Below are 17620 nucleotides of genomic sequence, written 5' to 3' on the forward strand. Positions count from 1 at the left end.
GCCTTCAAACGGGGAGACACAGCGATGGGGTTTCGGGACAGGGTGGTCGCGTTGATGTCGGCGGGCATGTTGCTCGCCATCGTGCCGACGACCGGATTCGCGTCCGGCACGTCGATGCCGACGGGAGGCCGCACGACGCAGCCGGTCGGCCATTACGAGTTCTGCAAGCGCATGCCGTCGGACTGCGCCGACCGCGCCCGGACGAGCCGTCCCGTCGACCTGACGCGCAAGCTCTGGGACAGGATCGTCGCGATCAACCATGACGTGAATGCGTCGGTCGCGCCGCGCACCGATTACGAGATGTGGGGTCGCGAGGAGTACTGGTCCTATCCGACGGATGTCGGCGACTGCGAGGACTATGTGCTCGAGAAGCGCCGCCGCCTCAAGGAGATCGGCATACCCGCCGGCAACCTGCTGATCACCGTGGTTCGTCAGCCGAACGGAGACGGCCATGCCGTCCTCACCGTGGAGACGAGCCTCGGCGATTTCATCCTGGACAATCTCGAGACCCGGGTTCTCGCCTGGACGGACACGGACTACCGCTACCTGAAGCGGCAGTCTGACCGCGACGCGAGCGTCTGGATCTCGATCGGCGACGACCGCAACGTCGCCGTCGGCAGCGTCAGATAGAGTTTTGTAGAGGTTCCCGGTCGAGTCCCCACCCCCCGTCCCCAACGACCGGGCACATGGAGCCGGCCCCTGTCCCCGGGCCGGCTCCTCCTTTTTTTCAGGAGAGCCCGGCCCGATCCGGGACGAGCGGGGGTCAGGCGGGCGTCAGGCCCTTCGCGAAGCGGCGACCGTTCTCGACATAGTGGTTCGCCGACCAGCGCAGGAGTTCGATCGCCTTGTCGTCGAGCTGGCGGATGGCCTTGGCCGGCGAGCCGACGATCAGCGAGTTCGGCGGAAATTCCTTGCCCTCGGTGACCAGCGCGCCGGCACCCACCAGCGAGTTCTCGCCGATGCGGGCGCCGTTCAGCACGATCGCCCCCATGCCGATCAGGCTGTTGTCGCCGATGGTGCAGCCGTGCAGCATCGCGCGGTGGCCGATCGTGCAGCCCTTGCCGATCGTCAGCGGAAAGCCGATGTCGGTGTGCATGACCGTGTGCTCCTGCACGTTCGATCCCGCGCCGATCTCGATCGGCTCGTTGTCGCCGCGCAGCACCGCCCCGAACCAGATGCCGACGTCGCGGCCGATCCGCAGCCGGCCGATCAGGGTCGCGTCCGGCGCGATCCAGTTCGTCGCGGCATCCTCGAACTGCGGCTTCACGCCGTCGAGCGCATAGATGGGCATGGTCTGTGGGTCTCCTCGCCTCTTCGTCGGATCAGGAAATCAGGCCGCCGAGGAAGAATGCGACGTCGACGACGACGATGCCCGTCAGGAATGCCCAGGTCATCGCCAGCGCGGCGCTGCTTCCGACCGTGGTCCAGCCGACGCGGCGCGCCCGGAAAGCCTCGAGAGCCTCGTTGAACAGCATGAAGGGACCGGCGAAGGCGGCCAGCACCACCGAGCGCAGCGGCCGGCGCATCGTCACGAAGGGTTCGGCGAAGGCGAGCCGCCGCCCGCTCCACATCTCCAGCAGCACGCCGAGCATGCCGCCGGCGACGAGCCCGCTCACGAATACGAAGGATACGATCCAAACACCGGTCATCATTTACCGCCCGTTTACCATGGCAGACGAAGGTCGTCACCGGTTGCCGCAAAATGCGTGCCGGTTATCCCGTGCCATGACGGGACGGTGGCAGCGGTAGGAGCTTGGACGGGACAATGCAGGCATCGGCGGGACAGGGCGCGGCGACGCGGCGGATCGACGACCGGCTGATGGTGAAGGTCTTCGTCGCCTTCGCCCTGCTGGCGCTGGTCTCGGCGCTGATCAGCGTCGGCGGCAAGTGGGTCGGCCGCTCCATCGCGCTCGCCGGCCATACCGAGGACGCCACGCCGCGCGAGATCGTCATCGGCAACAACGTCGTCGTCGTTCCCGCCAACGCCATACGGTTCGAGGACGACCGTCGCGACGGCGTCGCCTCCTCGCTGCGTCTCTATCTGCGATGGCCGGACCTGCAGGGCTATAGCGCGGCTGCGCGCGACGACTTCAACCACGCCGACGGATCGCGCAACATCCTGTTCGTCTCCTTCGAGCAGCAGATCATGTCGCGCGACATGAGCGGACGCTTCGATCCGATCTATGCATCGCTGATCGAGCCGGCGGGAACGCCGGGCCCGGCCGGCGTGACGCTGCACGGCTTCAAGCCGCAGTCGGGATATCTGGACGAAAGCCTGGCGGTCGGTCCCCAACGCGCGGGCAGCCGCTTCGTGGCGCGCTGCCTGACGGGCGCGGTCGCAGCCGAATCGCTGGCCGACTGCGAGCGCGATCTCGTCGTCGGCGACCGGCTCGTGCTGGTCTACCGCTTTCCGTCACGTCTTCTGGGGGAATGGAAGCAGCTGGACGATGCCATGCTCGCCTATGCGCGCAAGGCGCTGAAGACGCCGCGCGGGGGCTGAGCCCCGGCGCGGCGGCGGGCGTCAGAGATCGACGTCGAGGATCGCCATCGAGAAATTGTAGGACAGTTCGCCGTCCTCGTCGTCCTTGAAGATGATGCCGAGGAACTCGTCACCGACGTAGAGCTCGCACGAATCGTCCTTGCGCGGACGTGCCTTCACGGAAAGCGAGGCGTTCTGGAAGACGCGCTTGAAGTAGGCGTCCAGCTTCCTGATTTCTTCGGCTTTCAAATCGACTTCTCCCGGTCGGTGTGCGTGATGCGCCTGCCTGGGCACGCGTCATGCGTGCCCGCGTTCGCAGGCTTCTGGCATGCCCGCCGCCGACCTGTAAACCCCGCAGACAGCCACGCCGGCTTCCGATCGCCGGGCGCGGCGGGCGTGCGTCAATCGCTGCCGATCAGCTGGTCCATGGCGCGCGAGGGCTCGGCGCAGCCGGCCTCGCCGACGATCCGGGCCGGAACGCCCGCCACCGTCTTGTTGTGCGGCACGGCGGAAAGCACCACCGAGCCGGACGCGATCTTGCTGCAATGGCCGATCTCGATGTTGCCGAGGATCTTGGCGCCCGCGCCGATCAGCACACCGTCGCGGATCTTGGGATGGCGGTCGCCGGTCTCCTTGCCGGTGCCGCCGAGCGTCACGCCCTGCAGGATCGAGACATTGTCGCCGATGACGGCGGTGGCGCCGACGACGAGACCGGTCGCGTGATCGAGGAAGATGCCCTTGCCGATGCGCGAGGCGGGGTTGATGTCGGTCTGGAACACGGCCGAGGAGCGGCTCTGCAGATAGAGCGCGAAGTCCTGGCGGCCCTCTTTCCACAACCAGTGCGCCAGCCGGTGCGTCTGGATCGCGTGGAAGCCCTTGAAGTAGAGCACCGGCATGATGAAGCGGTCGCAGGCCGGATCGCGGTCGTAATAGGCCTGGATGTCGACGCGCATGGTCGTGCTCCAGGACGGATCGGCCTTGAGCATGGTCCGGAAGGTCTGGCCGATCAGGCTTGCGGAGATGTCGCCATGGTCGAGCCGCTCGGCGATGCGGTGGATCACCGCCTCTTCCAGCGTCTCCTGGTTCAGGATCGTCGAATAGAGGAAGGCCGCCATCAGCGGGTCGCGCGCGACGGCCTCCTCGGCCTCGCGGCGGACCGAATCCCAGATCGGATCGATCGGGCGGATGTCGCTCGATCGCGCGTTGCTGCGTGTGCTCATGCTGTCGCTCCCTTCACGCCCCCTTGGGCGCTCCCTGGTTTCGCGCCCTTGCCGGGTCGCGCAACATAGGCCAGAACCGCTTCCCATAGAACTGCGAATTCCTCAACACACTCTTCAATTGGATTGAAACGGGCGTGAATCAAGCCGAAACCGATCCGCGCATCCGCGTCTCCCGGTCCGATGACGGCATCGTGAGCGTCACCATCGACCGCGCCGACAAGAAGAACGCCCTTACCCTGTCGATGTGGCAGACCCTGGCAGCAGTCTTTCCGCGCGAGGCAGCCGATCCGTCCACCCGCGTCATCGTGCTGACCGGCGCCGGGGCCGACTTCTGCGCCGGCGCCGACATCGGCGAATTCGGCGACCTGCGCGGCGCTGCCGCGACCGCCCGCGGCTACGAGGCGGCGAACTCGGCTGCCTTCCGGGCGATTCGCGAATCGGCCGTGCCGACGATCGCGGCCATCGCGGGCATCTGCTTCGGCGGCGGCTTCGGCATCGCGGCGGCCTGCGACCTGCGCCTGGCCACGCGCGATGCCCGCTTCTCCGTGCCCGCCGCCCGCCTCGGGCTCGCCTATCCGCAGGACGCCATGCAGGACATCGTCCGCGCCTGCGGACCGCAGCTCGCCAAGCATCTGGCCTTCACGGCCGCGCGCCTGACGGCCGATCAGGCCAGGGACGCGGGCATCCTGCTCGAGACGGTCGCCGACCGCCCTGCCCTCGACGCCCGCGCAGCCGAGATCGCCGCCGCCATCGCCTGCAACGCACCGCTCTCGGTCCGCGCCTCGAAGGCCTCGATCGCCGCCGTCGAGAGCCGCAGGCCCGCGGATGCGGCCCGCGCACGCGAACTGGGCGACGCGACCTTCGACAGCGCCGACTACGCCGAGGGCCGCGCAGCCTTCGCCGCGCGCCGCGCGCCGCGCTTCCGCGGGCTCTGAAGCCGCTTGACGCGCTGCGCCGCAGCCAGCCGCGGCGCGGCACGTCGAGCCGTCGCTCGCCGCCGATCCGTCCCCGCTATCCACATGCTTGCACACAATATCTAGCGTCATCGCTCCGTCATGAAACGAGGCCTTGACGCTCCGGTACGAGTCGCATTTTATGGGGTCGTACCCGTGTTGAGGGTGCGGCCGGCGCGTTTAGAGACCGGTCTTCATTTCCGGATTTTCCTGCGTTTCTGGGGTGTGCCGACGGTTTGCGAGGGCCGTTGGCCCGTGTTCGCGTTCGGGCTTGCGAGGAGACGTGCAGACAAGTCGAGGGGTTGGTTAAATCTTCTGTTAACACTATATTTAGTGTTTGCGCCCTACCCTGACACTAGATACGGATGACGGCATTCACACCCACCGAGTCGTATCGACGAGTGGAATCGGAACCCGCGAGGGTTCGTCCGAAGCTGGACGGCGCCCGTTGGAGGCGTCGAAGACGGTGTTCAGGCGACAGCGTGCGGAAGGAGAACCGGCGATCTTCGCGGATTGCCGGAGCGGCGGACCATGCGGCTTTCGCGGGGGTATGTGCCCCCCGCCGCAAAGACGCTATATATAGATGTCAAAGGGACAGACCATGCGGATCGAACGTCGGTTCACCAAGAGCGAGAACGCCAGCCCCTATGCGGAGATCGAATTCCGCAAGGCCCTGAGCGAGATCAGGAATCCCGACGGTTCGGTGGTGTTCCGTCTGGCCGACATCGACGTGCCGGCGCAGTTTTCCCAGGTCGCCACCGACGTGCTGGCGCAGAAGTATTTCCGCAAGGCCGGCGTGCCCGCGCGTCTGAAGAAGATCGAGGAGAACGACGTCCCGTCCTTCCTGTGGCGCTCGGTGCCCGACGAGGCGGCGCTTGCGGCGCTGCCTGAGGGCGAGCGCTACGGCTCCGAGACCGACGCGCGCCAGGTCTTCGACCGGCTCGCCGGCACCTGGGCCTACTGGGGCTGGAAGGGCGGCTATTTCGACGGCGAGGACGACGCCCGCGCCTTCCGTGACGAACTCGCCTACATGCTGGCCACCCAGCGCGTCGCGCCCAACTCGCCGCAGTGGTTCAACACCGGCCTGCACTGGGCCTACGGCATCGACGGTCCCGGCCAGGGCCACTATTACGTCGATCCCTTCACCGGCAAGATGACCAAGTCGAAGTCGGCCTACGAGCATCCGCAGCCGCATGCCTGCTTCATCCAGGGCGTCCAGGACGACCTCGTCAACGAGGGCGGCATCATGGACCTGTGGGTGCGCGAGGCGCGCCTGTTCAAATACGGCTCCGGCACCGGTTCCAACTTCTCCTTCCTGCGCGGCGAGGGCGAGAAGCTGTCGGGCGGCGGCAAGTCGTCGGGCCTGATGTCCTTCCTCAAGATCGGCGACCGCGCGGCGGGCGCCATCAAGTCGGGCGGCACGACGCGGCGGGCGGCCAAGATGGTGGTCGTCGACATCGACCATCCCGACATCGAGGAGTACATCGACTGGAAGGTGAAGGAGGAGCAGAAGGTCGCCTCGCTCGTCACCGGCTCCAAGATCGTCAAGCAGCACATGGCCGCCATCATGAAGGCCTGCGTGAACTGCGAAGCCGGCTCGGAGGAAACGCGGGACGACTGCTTCGACCCGGCGAAGAACCCGGCGCTGAAGCGCGAGATCAAGGCGGCCAAGAAGGACTCCGTGCCGGAGAACTACATCCAGCGCGTCATCCAGTTCGCCCGCCAGGGCTACACCGCCATCGAGTTCAAGACTTATGACACCGACTGGGATTCGGAGGCCTATCTGACGGTCTCGGGCCAGAACTCCAACAATTCCGTCTCGCTCAAGGACGACTTCCTGCGCGCGGTCGAGACCGACGGCACCTGGAACCTGACCGCCCGCAAGGACGGCCGGGTGATGAAGACGCTGAAGGCCCGGGATCTCTGGGAAAAGATCGGCTACGCCGCCTGGGCGTCGGCGGATCCCGGCCTGCACTTCAACACCACGATGAACGATTGGCACACCTGCGCGGCCGCCGGCCCGATCCGGGCGTCGAACCCGTGCTCGGAATACATGTTCCTCGACGACACGGCCTGCAACCTCGCCTCGATCAACCTGCTGACCTATCGCAACCGGGACGGCAGCATCGACGTGGCGGCCTACGAGCACACCGTGCGGCTGTGGACCGTCGTGCTCGAGATCTCGGTCATGATGGCGCAGTTCCCGTCCAAGGAGATCGCACGTCTCTCCTACGAGTACCGCACGCTCGGCCTCGGCTATGCCAATATCGGCGGCCTCTTGATGACCTCCGGCATCCCCTATGATTCCGACGAGGGCCGCGGCATCTGCGCGGCGCTGACCGCGCTGATGACGGGCGTCGCCTACGCCACCTCGGCCGAGATGGCCGGCCAGCTCGGCGCCTTCCGCGACTATGACCGCAACGCCACCAACATGCTGCGCGTGATGCGCAACCACCGCCGCGCCGCCTATGGCGAGCGTGACGGTTACGAGCATCTGGCGGTCAGCCCGGTGCCGCTCGTCGCCGACCACGTGCCGCAGAAGGAACTGGTCGAGCGCGCCCGCGCCGCCTGGGACCGTGCCATCGAGCTCGGCGAGGAGCACGGCTTCCGCAACGCGCAGGCCACCGTCATCGCGCCCACCGGCACGATCGGCCTCGTGATGGACTGCGACACCACCGGCATCGAGCCCGACTTCGCGCTGGTGAAGTTCAAGAAGCTCGCCGGCGGCGGCTACTTCAAGATCATCAACCGCGCCGTGCCGGAGGCGCTGCGCACGCTCGGCTATTCCGAGAGCCAGATCGCCGAGATCGAGGCCTATGCCGTCGGCCACGGCAACCTGAACCAGGCGCCGGGCGTCAATCCCGGCTCTCTCAGGGCCAAGGGCTTCACCGACGAGAAGATCGCCGCCGTCAACGCCGCGCTGAAGAGCGCCTTCGACATCAAGTTCGTCTTCAACCAGTGGACGCTCGGCGCCGACTGGCTGAAGCAGACGATGGGCTTCACCGACGAGCAGCTCAACGACATGTCGTTCGAGATCCTGCCGGCGCTCGGCTTCTCGAAGAAGGAGATCGAGGCGGCCAACGTCCACATCTGCGGCGCCATGACGCTCGAGGGCGCGCCCTTCCTGAAGGCCGAGCACTTGGCCGTCTTCGACTGCGCCAATCCCTGCGGCAAGATCGGCAAGCGCTATCTCTCGGTCGACAGCCACATCCGCATGATGGCGGCCGCCCAGCCCTTCATCTCGGGTGCCATCTCCAAGACGATCAACATGCCCAACGAGGCGACTGTCGAGGACTGCAAGTCGGCCTATCTGCTCTCCTGGAAGCTCGCGCTGAAGGCCAACGCGCTCTACCGCGACGGCTCCAAGCTGTCGCAGCCTTTGAATTCCTCGCTGATTTCCGACGAGGACGACGAGGACGACGCGCTGGAGGAACTGGCGGCAGCCCCCGCCGCCGCGCGTGCGGTCACCGTCACCGAAAAGATCGTCGAGCGCATCGTCGAGCGCGTCGTGCGCGAGCGTGAAAAACTGCCGAACCGCCGCAAGGGCTACACCCAGAAGGCGGTCGTCGGCGGCCACAAGGTCTATCTGCGCACCGGCGAGTTCGACGACGGGCGGTTGGGCGAGATCTTCATCGACATGCACAAGGAGGGCGCCGCCTTCCGCGCGATGATGAACAACTTCGCCATCGCCATCTCGCTCGGCCTGCAATACGGCGTGCCGCTCGACGAATATGTCGAGGCCTTCACCTTCACCAAGTTCGAGCCGGCCGGCATGGTCATCGGCAACGACGCCATCAAGAACGCCACGTCGATCCTCGACTACGTGTTCCGCGAGCTCGCCGTCTCCTATCTGGCGCGCCACGACCTCGCCCATGTCGACATGTCGGACTTCTCCAACACCGCGCTCGGCAAGGGCATTTCGGAAGGCAAGTCGAGCCCCTTCTCCAAGGGCCTGACGCGCGGCGCCTCGCCGCTCAAGGTGGTGGCGGGCGGCGGCGACCCCAAGGGCCAGGCAAGCTCCGACCGCGGCCAGCCGGCACGCGCCGCGCCGACGGCGTTCGGCTCCAACGTGCGGGCGATCTCGACCGCGGCGGCCACCGTGACCGCGCTGAAGCCCGCCACCTCGGAACTGCGCGAGGAAGCCACCGCCTTCCGCCGCGACTACGAGGAGCGCGCCCGCGAACTGGAGGAAGCCGCCGCCTTCGAGGAAGCCGCCAATGCGGCAACCGAGATCGGCGACAGCCTCTTCACCGACGCGGCCGCGAAAGAAGCCGCCAACGCCAAGGCGCTCGCCACCGAACGCCGCGCCCGCGCGGTCATGCAGGGCTACACCGGCAACATGTGCTCGGAATGCCAGAACTTCACCATGGTGCGCAACGGGACGTGCGAGAAGTGCGACACGTGTGGCGCGACGAGCGGGTGCAGCTGAGCCCATTCCGGTAAGCGATGAAACTGCTATAAGAGGCGATGAAGAAGCCACCAAGCCATCTCCGCTTCACGCATATTCGCCTTGTAAACTGGCGCAACTTTCTCAAAGCTGAGGCAAGCCTAGGCGGCCGCGCTTTTTTCGTTGGACCGAATGCGTCGGGTAAGTCGAATCTGCTCGACGCGTTCCGGTTTCTAAGGGACCTAGTAAAGCCGGTTGGTGGTGGGTTTGTATCAGCAGTCGAAGCCCGAAACGGAATTTCCGCCATACGCTGTCTGCAAGCACGTGGCCGGAACAGCTATGTCGAGATTGACGTATCCGTTGGCAACGATGAGGAACCAGCGCTATGGAGCTATCGGATTCGCTTTACGAAAGTCGGCCGTGAACCTTTTGCAACCATTGCCGAAGAAGATATTAAGCTCCGTGGAGAGACAATTAAACTGCAAAAACGCGGAAAAGATGACGTAGATTTTCTCCCATTCACTCAAACTCTACTGCAACAAGCATCTACAAATATCGACTTTCGAGATCTCGTAACATTTTTTGCATCCATTCGATATCTCCACGTGGTACCTCAGATAGTTCGTGATCCCCGAAGATCTCTGGACGACAAGGAAGATCCGTTTGGTGGCGACCTGCTAAAGCGAATATCCGAAACCAACCAACGCACCCGCGAGTCCCGCCTGAAGCGCATTGCACAAGCGCTCAGTATTGCTGTACCTCAGTTCGTTGATCTGAAGTTGGATCAGGATTCCGAAGGACGACCACATCTCAAAGCCGGATTCAAGCATTGGCGCCCGAATCCGTCATATCAAACTGAAGAAGTTTTTTCTGATGGGACACTCAGATTGATCGGCTTTCTATGGTCGCTTTCCGAGAATGAAGGCCCCCTTCTACTAGAGGAACCAGAGCTTTCTCTTCATGCCGATGTGGTAAGACAGTTGCCATCGATGATGCATCGAACGCAGCGGCACAAAAGCCGTCAAATAATTGTAACAACGCATTCAGATGCGATGGTAGATTCTGAAGGTATAGGACTTAACGAGGTATTTATACTGAAAGTTGGGGACATTGGAACAACCATAGAATCCGGCATTGATGACAATGAGATTGTTGAACAGGTAAGAGGAGGATTCACTTTGGCTGAAGCGGTCATGCCAAAGGCTAGGCCCAGAGATATTACTCAGCTTTCGTTCATTGGTGAGCTTTAGTTGAACATCAATTACGCAGGAGAAGGTCCGACAGACGCCGCGATACTGCGGCGACTTATACTTTTTTCAGGCGGGGTGCCTGGTATCGATTACACCACACATCGCAGTGGCAGAGGGAAGAGTAGTATCGATCGAAGAATTCCAGGCTTCAATTCCGCTGCTAAATCTGTCGGTGCAAAGACAATTGTTTTGCGGGACTTGGATCAAGATGCCGAATGTGCCCCCGCCCTGCGTCGGCGCCTTCTTCCAAACGGGGACAGTCGTCTGTGTTTTCGTGTCGCGGTTCGGGAGGCTGAAGCCTGGCTCTTGGCCGAACCGAAGAGCTTGTCAAGTTATATGAAAATTAGTGAGAAATTAGTCCCACCCGCTCCTGAAAAACTTGATAATCCGAAAATTCTCCTGGTTGATCTTGCTCGAACATCAAGAAGTTCGGTTATAAGGCGAGAGATGGTTCCGGAACCGCGATCTGGAATTTCGGTCGGGCGAGGATACGTGTCAATTATATTGGACTTTGTAGCTTCCTCTTGGGATATAGATAGAGCTGTGCGAGAAGAGCGCGCACCATCTCTGACGAAAACTTTTGCAGCTCTTCAGAAACTTATCGCATTGTAAGACAACAACATCGCTATCGTTTGTCTATCAAAAATTTCCTACAAATCCGCGGAGCGATCCGGTTTCATATCGACGGGCTGCGCGAAGACGGCCTTCCCGTCCCGCCCTCGGCGAGCCGCGCCGCCTATATCGAGACGTAGAGCGGCCCACCATCGCCGTTCCCTTCACCGTGCCCGCGCCCCCTCACCTTCGTCATCCCGGGCGTAGCCGGAGCGAAGCGGAGGCGCAGACCCGGGATCCATGCCTCGCCGTCTCTGCCGGGCGATCCGGCGCAGGACGGCCCGCGCCCCCTTCTCCATCGTCCCGTCCTCCGCCCCCCGTCGAGGCATGGATCCCCGGGTCTCCGCGACGGCTTTCGGCCTGCTCCGCCCGAAGATGACGAAGCGGAGGGCGGCGCGTGCCATCCGGGAACAGCGACGCGCGGGCGCGTCGCCCCCTGCCCCCCGCCCTCACGCCGCCGCGTGAGGCGCGGTGCGGCGGGCGGCGAGCGCGTGCCAGGCGAGGTAACCGAGGGCGGCTCCCGCTCCCGGGACCCAGATGGCGGGGTCGCGCATCATCACGGCGGCGGCGAGCGCGAGCCGCAGGAGCATCTCCGGCCCGCCGATGCGGCGGCGGTCGAAGCGGGCGAGCGCGCCGGCGAGGAGGTAGAGGCAGAAGGCGAGGCGCAGGAGCACCAGCGCCAGGCCCGGCCAGTCGACCCCGGCCGCATAGCCCGGCAGGAAGGCCATGGCCGACGGCGTCGAGACGAGCGGATCGAGCTTGGCGGCGTCGATGAGCAGGAGCTCGGGGTAGAAGGCGAAGACGAAGGGCAAAACGAACATCACGATCCCGGCCCGGACGGCGGCGAAGCCCGTGGCCATCGGATCCGCCTTGGTGATCGATGCCGCCGCGAAGGCGGCGATCGCGACCGGCGGCGTGATCGCCGAGGCGACGGCGAAGAAGAAGATGAACATGTGGGCGGTGAAGGGCGCGATGCCGAGGCCGATCACCAGCGGCCCCATCAAAAGCGCGACGTTGACGTAGGCGGGAACGGTCGGCATGCCCATGCCGAGCAGGATCGCCATCAGCATGGTGACGAACAGCGCCGCAAAGAGGAAGATGCCGCCCGCCTGCAGCTCGGGGCCGAACAGCCGCAGCATCGACAGCACGTCGCGCGCGATGAAGCCCGAGAGCCCGGTGAAGTTCAGGCAGAAGTCGATCACCGAGACCGAGAGGAACATCAGGTAGAGCGTCGCGATCAGCACGCCGGCATCCGCCAGAGCGTCGATCAGCTGCGAAGGCCGCCGCCGGAAGGCGGGGTCGAGCGGGAACAGGCAGGCGAGCAGCACGACGGCCCACCAGCCCGCCGATCCCGCGTCGCCAGCCGAGTTCTGCACGAGCTGGAACAGCCAGGGCAGGTTCTCGGTACGGCAGGATCCGTTCTCGATGATCCGCTCGATGCCGAACAGGCCGGCGATCGGGCCGCAGCCGATCGCCTCCTTCGGCGTGACCAGAAGGACGAGGATCAGCACGATCGGGCCGAGGATCATCAGGAAGTTGAGCCGGTCCTGGCCGGTCAGCACCATGTCGGACGTCTTCTCGCCGACCGCCTCGATGCCCTGCTTGCGGGCCTGGAAGACGACGGTCAGGAACAGGCAGCCGAAATAGGCCAGCGCCGGCAGCGAGGCCGCGATGATGACCTCGCGGTAGGGCGTGACGGTCATGGCGGCCAGGACGAAGGCCGCCACGCCCATGACGGGCGGCATGATCTGGCCGCCGGACGAGGCGGCCGCCTCGATGCCGCCGGCAAAGGTCTTCGAGAAGCCGCGCTTCAGCATCATCGGGATCGTCAGCACGCCGGTCGACAGCACGTTGACCACCGGTCCGCCGGAAATGGTGCCGAACAGGGCGGACGAGACGATCGCCGCGTGGGCCGGCCCGCCGCGCATCCTCCGCGTCCACAGGAAGGCGAGCTTGATGAGCGACCGCCCGCCGCCCGAAATGCCGAAGAGCGAGCCCAGCACGATGTAGGGAAAGACGGTGGACAGGAGAATGCCCATGAAGCGACCGAGCAGGCCCTGCGCATTGTTGACGAGGATGTCCTCGACGTTGGGACGCCCGTCCATCAGCATCCGCGGCTCGCCGCCGAGCTTGGTGATGAGGTACTTGTTCATGTCCTCGGCGCCGAAGACATACCAGGCCAGCACCGTGGCCAGCGTGTAGGCGGCGATGAGGATGGCGACGGCGACCAGCGCGAGGCCCCAGACGCGCACGTTGTAGCCGAGGAAGACGGCGATGCCGACCCCCACGACGGCGAAGATCCAGCCGCCGAGCGTGTTGATGCAGGCCGGGTCGTCCACGGATGTCGGGGCCGGCAGGCCGTAGAGTTCGGCGAATTCGCGTTCCTCGGCCAGCGCGCGGGCGATCAGCTCGGCGCGCTCGCCGGTGACGCGGTCGATCAGGCAGACGGAATCGATCTCGACCAGATAGGCGAGCGCCACGACCACGGCCATCGCCACCAGCGCGACGTCCATGAACAGGCCGAAGCCGCGCCAGAAGGCGCTCCGCTCCTGCAGCGCGTAATCCGCGAAGAAGGAGTGGCTCAGCGCCACGATCGCCATCATCAGCACGAAGCAGACCGGGTAGAGCCACTGGTAGGGGAACTTGCGGATCGGGAAGTCGGCGCTCCCGACGAGATCCTGGACGAACCCGTCCAGTCCGGGAATCGAGGGGATGGTGTTGAGGAGCCCGATCGCCACCAGGACGAGCCCGAGCAGGCGGGCGGCGCGCTTCAGCGGCGAGACGATCTCGGTCGGTTCCATGACGGGTCAGCCCAGCTTGACGGGGAGCGGCGGGAAGGCCGAAGCGCCTGCCCGCCTGGTCGATGGCGCTACTTGGCGCAGTCCGGGACAGCAAAACCCGCTTCTTCCCAGGCCGCGACGGCGCCCGGGTGGTATTTCAGGGAGAGCGCGCCGCAGAAGCCGGTCGTCTCCTCGTCCAGCACGTCGAAATTGACGTTCGCCGCATAGGGCGTGCGCTTCTTGAGCTCGGGAATGGAGGCGATGTAGGCGGCGGTGATCGACTTCACGAGATCGTCGGCCATGTCGGCCCGGACGAGCGTGGCGAAGGGCACGCCCGGCGAGCGGAAATAGCCGTCCTCCGAAATCAGCGTCACGCCCTGGTCGGGGCCATAGCCCATCTCGTCGCCCTTGATCACCACCGGCGAATTGCCCGGCGCGCGCAGAAACTTCTTCATGCCCTCGCTCTCCCAGATGGCCTTCGGAAAGGAGATGAGGTTGACGTTGCCGGCGGCCAGCGCCGTCACGACGCGATCCGAGGGGAAGGTGACCGGCACCATGAAGGCGTCGGCCGAACCGTCGACGAGCACGGTCGGCAGCTGGCCCCAGTTGGTCTGGAGCCCCTTGTAGTCCTCGCCATCCTTGAAGCCGCCGCTGCCGAGCTGCAGCGTCTGGCGGCCAAGCGTCAGGGCTGCCCCGCTCGGCGGTCCGTTCCACACCGTGCGTCCCTTGATGTCCTCGTAGCTGCGGATGCCGGATGCGACCGGCGCGAAGAGGCCGTAGGCTCCGGCATTGTAGGGCCACACCGCCCGGACGTTTTCGGCCAGCGTCTTGCCGTTCTCACCCTGGCTGCTGAACGGCCCGCGGCCGTTTTGGAGCAGGAAGTGCAGCACGGTCGGCGTCGTGGCCATGTCCGTCTTGCCTTCGGCCACGTTGACGATGGAGTTGGTGGCGGTCTGGCCTTCCATGACCTGGATGTTGGCGATCCCCTCCCGCGCCAGCACGTCCGCCAGATGGACCATGTTCACGTGCGGCGAGTTGCCGGGGCTCGAAGTCTCGCCGGTGAGATTGACCTGCGCCAGGGCGGCGTTTCCTGCAAGGCAGAACGCCGCGCAGCCCAGGAGCGCGATCGTCTTGGACAGTTTCGTCAACATCGGTTTCCTCCCTTTCGATGACGAACCGGGGCAGCCATCCGCCCCGGCATCTTCTCATTCCGTCGGCCCGGCCCGCATGTCGCGCACCTTGCGGCCGACATATTTCGCGACGATCTCCGGGGCGACGTCCTCCTCGCCGACCACGCCGATCAGCACGCCCTTGAGCCCCGACTTGCTGCGTGCGTTGCGCAAGGCGTCGTTCGAGATCGTGGTGCGGGCGGCGGGCCGCCGCGCCCAGGCGGACAGGCTGTCGTAGAGTGCGGCGCGCACCGCCTCGTGCGCGGGCGATGCCCCGAGGTCCTCCAGTTCGCCCGGGTCCGCGTCGAGATCGAAGAGCATCGGCCGGAAGCCGCCCTCGAAGTGGATCATCTTGAAGCGCCCGTCGAAGACCATGAACATGCGCGCGTCGTCGGGGTGGAGCTCCAGCCGGCCGGCAAGCGGGCTTGCCGAATAGTCGTATTCGCAGAACACGGCCTGTCTGGCCGGCGCCGCGCCGCCGCGCAGGACGGGCAGCAGCGACTGCCCCTCGAGGACATGGTCGAGACCGGCCGGGTCGCGGCCCGCCGCTTCCACGAAGGTCGGCAGCAGGTCGATGCACTCCACGAGCGCGTCGCAGACGGTGCCGCGCGTGGCATCGGCCTTCCCGGACGGGTCGTAGACGATCAGCGGCACCTTCACGCTGGCGTCGTGGAAGAAGGTCTTCTCGCCCATCCAGTGGTCGCCCATGAAGTCGCCATGGTCCGACGTGACGACGATCATCGTCTCGTCCATGCGCCCGGTCTTATCCAGCCAGTCGAGCAGCACGCCGATCTGGTCGTCGCACTGCTTGATCAGGCCCATATAGGCGCGCAGCACCTTTTCACGGACGTCGTCGCGCGACAGCGCACGGCCGACCGGCGCGTTCTGGAAGCCGCGGAACACCGGATGGTCGGTCTCGCGTTCGGCCTGCGAGCGGACCGGCGGCAGGAAGTCCTGCCGGCCGTACATCGACGCATAGGGCTCCGGCACGATGTAGGGCCAGTGCGGCTTGATGTAGCTCAGATGGCAGAGCCAGCGCCGGTCGCCCTGGCTCTCGATGAACTCCATGCCGCGGCGCGTGAGGTAGGGTGTCTCGCTGTCCTCCTCGCGAATGTTGGCGGGTCGATCGGAGTTCTTCAGGAACCATCCCGACAGCACGTTGCCGGTCTCGTCGATCGCGGAATTGGCGTAGTCGTGCCAGGGGTTGTCACCCTCGTAGCCCTTGCCGCGCAGGTATTCGTTGTATTTCAGCGCCCCGCCCGGATCGTAGAGCCCTTCGGGGCCTTCCGGACGCATGCCGTCGTCGCGCTCGAAGACGTCGAAGCCGCATTCGCCGACCCGTGCGCCGATCACGCTGTCAGGCTCGAGGCCCAGCCGCCGCATGCCTTCGGCATCGGCGGCCATGTGGGTCTTGCCGACCAGCCAGCAGCCCATGCCGAGATCGCGCAGATGATCGCCCATGGTGAGTTCGCCGACCTTGAGCGGGACGTTGTTCCACGAGGCGCCGTGGCTGTGGACGTAGCGCCCGGTATAGGTCGACATCCGCGACGGGCCGCACAGCGGCGACTGGATGTAGGCGCGGGTGAAGCGCACGCCCTTCCCCGCCAGCCGGTCGATGTTGGGTGTCTTCAGGTGCGGATGGCCATAGCAGCTCAGATAGTCCCACCGAAGCTGGTCGAACATGATGAAAAGGATATTCTTGGTTTCCGCCATGCCAGCCGGTCTCCTCCCCGAAGACTGCCGCCGCATGCTCGCGCGGCTGCGTTTCTTCCGGAACCGTAGCGGTGATCGACCGATCGGGGAAATAAGAAGTTCCGCTCCGATATGACGGAGCGGATATATCAGGCATAGACCTTTGCCGCGTCCCGCACGTGTCCGACGAGCAGCTGCGCCTCCGCCGAGAGCTTGCGGTCCGACGCGTGGGTGATGCCGACAGACCCCATCAGCTCCTCGCCCGTCAGGCCGAGCCGGACAAGCAGGCCATCCGCGATCTCCTGCCGCACGGCGCCCAGCGGCACGCAGGCAACGGCACGGTTGCCGGCGATGAAGCTGCGCGTGAACTCGAAGGACACCGTCTCGATCTTGTTGGGAAAGGCGCCATGGCCGCGGGCGGTTGTGAACTTGTCGAGTTCCCGCCGGATGATCGTGTCGGGCATGGGCACGACGACGAGCTCGCCGCGGACCTGGTCCAGCGTCACGGCGTCCGGCTCGCCGGCGAAGGGATGGTCGCGCGCCACGACGAAGACCAGCGGTTCGAAGTAGAGGTGCTCGAAGCGGACGCCGGGCATGTAGTCGAGCGCCAGCAGGCGGCCGAGCAGGAAGTCGATCTCGGACCGATGCAGCCGGGCCACCAGCTCCGGCACGCCGGCCCAGTAGAGACGCAGGTCTGCCTGCGGCGCGGCGGCCTTGAACGTGCCGGCGGCCGCAACCGCGAGCGTGCGCGCGACGTTGGGCAGCATGCCCACCGAGACCACCGGCACGGGCGACAGGCCCGCGGCGCTGCGCGTTCCCGCCTCGAGTTGCGAGAGGGCCGCATCGACATGCCGGCGCAGCGATTCGCCCGCCTCGGTCAGCGACAGCCCGCGACCGGTGCGCAGGAAGAGCGGCTGCCCGATCAGCGCCTCCAGTTCGGCCAGCGCGCGCGAGAGCGCCGGCTGCGAGCTGTGCATCTGTTCGGCGGCCGCGCTGACGGAGCCGTGACGGGCCATGGCCTGGAAGCAGCGCAGGTGACGCATCCTCAATCGCTTGAACGCTTCGGTCATGGCTGGTG

The 17620-nt window shown here is 65.4% G+C and carries 13 protein-coding genes; 5 read left to right on the forward strand and 8 right to left on the reverse strand.

What is annotated here, in order from left to right; translation table 11 throughout:
• Positions 1-66: 66 nt before the first annotated feature.
• Positions 67-630, forward strand: a complete 564-nt coding sequence (locus N1F91_RS04530) for a transglutaminase-like cysteine peptidase (RefSeq protein ID WP_289990581.1) — start codon at positions 67-69, stop codon at positions 628-630.
• A 133-nt stretch (positions 631-763) separates the two neighbouring features.
• Here the strand turns inward: N1F91_RS04530 and N1F91_RS04535 are convergent, their stop codons facing one another.
• Both N1F91_RS04535 and N1F91_RS04540 read right to left on the reverse strand, forming a co-directional pair.
• Positions 764-1291 carry a gamma carbonic anhydrase family protein gene (locus N1F91_RS04535; RefSeq protein WP_289990543.1) on the reverse strand — a complete coding sequence of 176 codons (528 nt, stop codon included), beginning with the start codon at positions 1289-1291 and terminating at the stop codon, positions 764-766.
• A 31-nt stretch (positions 1292-1322) separates the two neighbouring features.
• A complete protein-coding gene (locus N1F91_RS04540; protein WP_289990544.1) occupies positions 1323-1652 on the reverse strand; it encodes a hypothetical protein in 330 nt (109 codons plus the stop codon).
• Positions 1653-1765: 113 nt separating this feature from the next.
• On the opposite strand from N1F91_RS04540, the gene N1F91_RS04545 reads away from it, so the two are divergent.
• Complete coding sequence (locus N1F91_RS04545) at positions 1766-2500, forward strand: hypothetical protein (protein WP_289990545.1); 735 nt, start codon at positions 1766-1768, stop codon at positions 2498-2500.
• A 21-nt stretch (positions 2501-2521) separates the two neighbouring features.
• Here N1F91_RS04545 and N1F91_RS04550 read toward each other — a convergent pair whose 3' ends face one another.
• Both N1F91_RS04550 and cysE read right to left on the reverse strand, forming a co-directional pair.
• The gene (locus N1F91_RS04550; protein ID WP_289990546.1) at positions 2522-2728 is read right to left on the reverse strand and encodes a DUF3126 family protein; all 207 of its coding nucleotides are present in this window, start codon (positions 2726-2728) and stop codon (positions 2522-2524) included.
• A gap of 152 nt (positions 2729-2880) precedes the next feature.
• On the reverse strand, positions 2881-3699 hold the full coding sequence (gene cysE, locus N1F91_RS04555; RefSeq protein ID WP_289990547.1) for a serine O-acetyltransferase: 819 nt from the start codon (positions 3697-3699) through the stop codon (positions 2881-2883).
• 134 nt (positions 3700-3833) lie between these two features.
• Between cysE and N1F91_RS04560 the strand changes: the two genes are divergently transcribed.
• From N1F91_RS04560 to N1F91_RS04570, 3 genes are all read left to right on the forward strand, one after another.
• Positions 3834-4634, forward strand: a complete 801-nt coding sequence (locus N1F91_RS04560; protein WP_289990548.1) for an enoyl-CoA hydratase-related protein — start codon at positions 3834-3836, stop codon at positions 4632-4634.
• A gap of 619 nt (positions 4635-5253) precedes the next feature.
• A complete protein-coding gene (locus N1F91_RS04565; protein ID WP_289990549.1) occupies positions 5254-9081 on the forward strand; it encodes a vitamin B12-dependent ribonucleotide reductase in 3828 nt (1275 codons plus the stop codon).
• Positions 9082-9119: 38 nt separating this feature from the next.
• Positions 9120-10289 (forward strand): ATP-binding protein, encoded by a 1170-nt coding sequence (locus N1F91_RS04570; RefSeq protein WP_289990550.1) that lies wholly within the window; start codon positions 9120-9122, stop codon positions 10287-10289.
• 1061 nt (positions 10290-11350) lie between these two features.
• Here the strand turns inward: N1F91_RS04570 and N1F91_RS04580 are convergent.
• From N1F91_RS04580 to N1F91_RS04595, 4 genes are all read right to left on the reverse strand, one after another.
• On the reverse strand, positions 11351-13702 hold the full coding sequence (locus N1F91_RS04580) for a TRAP transporter fused permease subunit (RefSeq protein WP_289990551.1): 2352 nt from the start codon (positions 13700-13702) through the stop codon (positions 11351-11353).
• A 68-nt stretch (positions 13703-13770) separates the two neighbouring features.
• Complete coding sequence (locus tag N1F91_RS04585; RefSeq protein WP_289990552.1) at positions 13771-14832, reverse strand: TAXI family TRAP transporter solute-binding subunit; 1062 nt, start codon at positions 14830-14832, stop codon at positions 13771-13773.
• 54 nt (positions 14833-14886) lie between these two features.
• Positions 14887-16563, reverse strand: a complete 1677-nt coding sequence (locus N1F91_RS04590; RefSeq protein WP_289990553.1) for a sulfatase-like hydrolase/transferase — start codon at positions 16561-16563, stop codon at positions 14887-14889.
• A 128-nt stretch (positions 16564-16691) separates the two neighbouring features.
• A complete protein-coding gene (locus tag N1F91_RS04595; RefSeq protein WP_289990554.1) occupies positions 16692-17612 on the reverse strand; it encodes a LysR substrate-binding domain-containing protein in 921 nt (306 codons plus the stop codon).
• Between the last annotated feature and the right edge of the window lie 8 nt (positions 17613-17620).

Source organism: Aquibium sp. ELW1220 (assembly GCF_030398385.1).
Lineage (GTDB): Bacteria > Pseudomonadota > Alphaproteobacteria > Rhizobiales > Rhizobiaceae > Aquibium.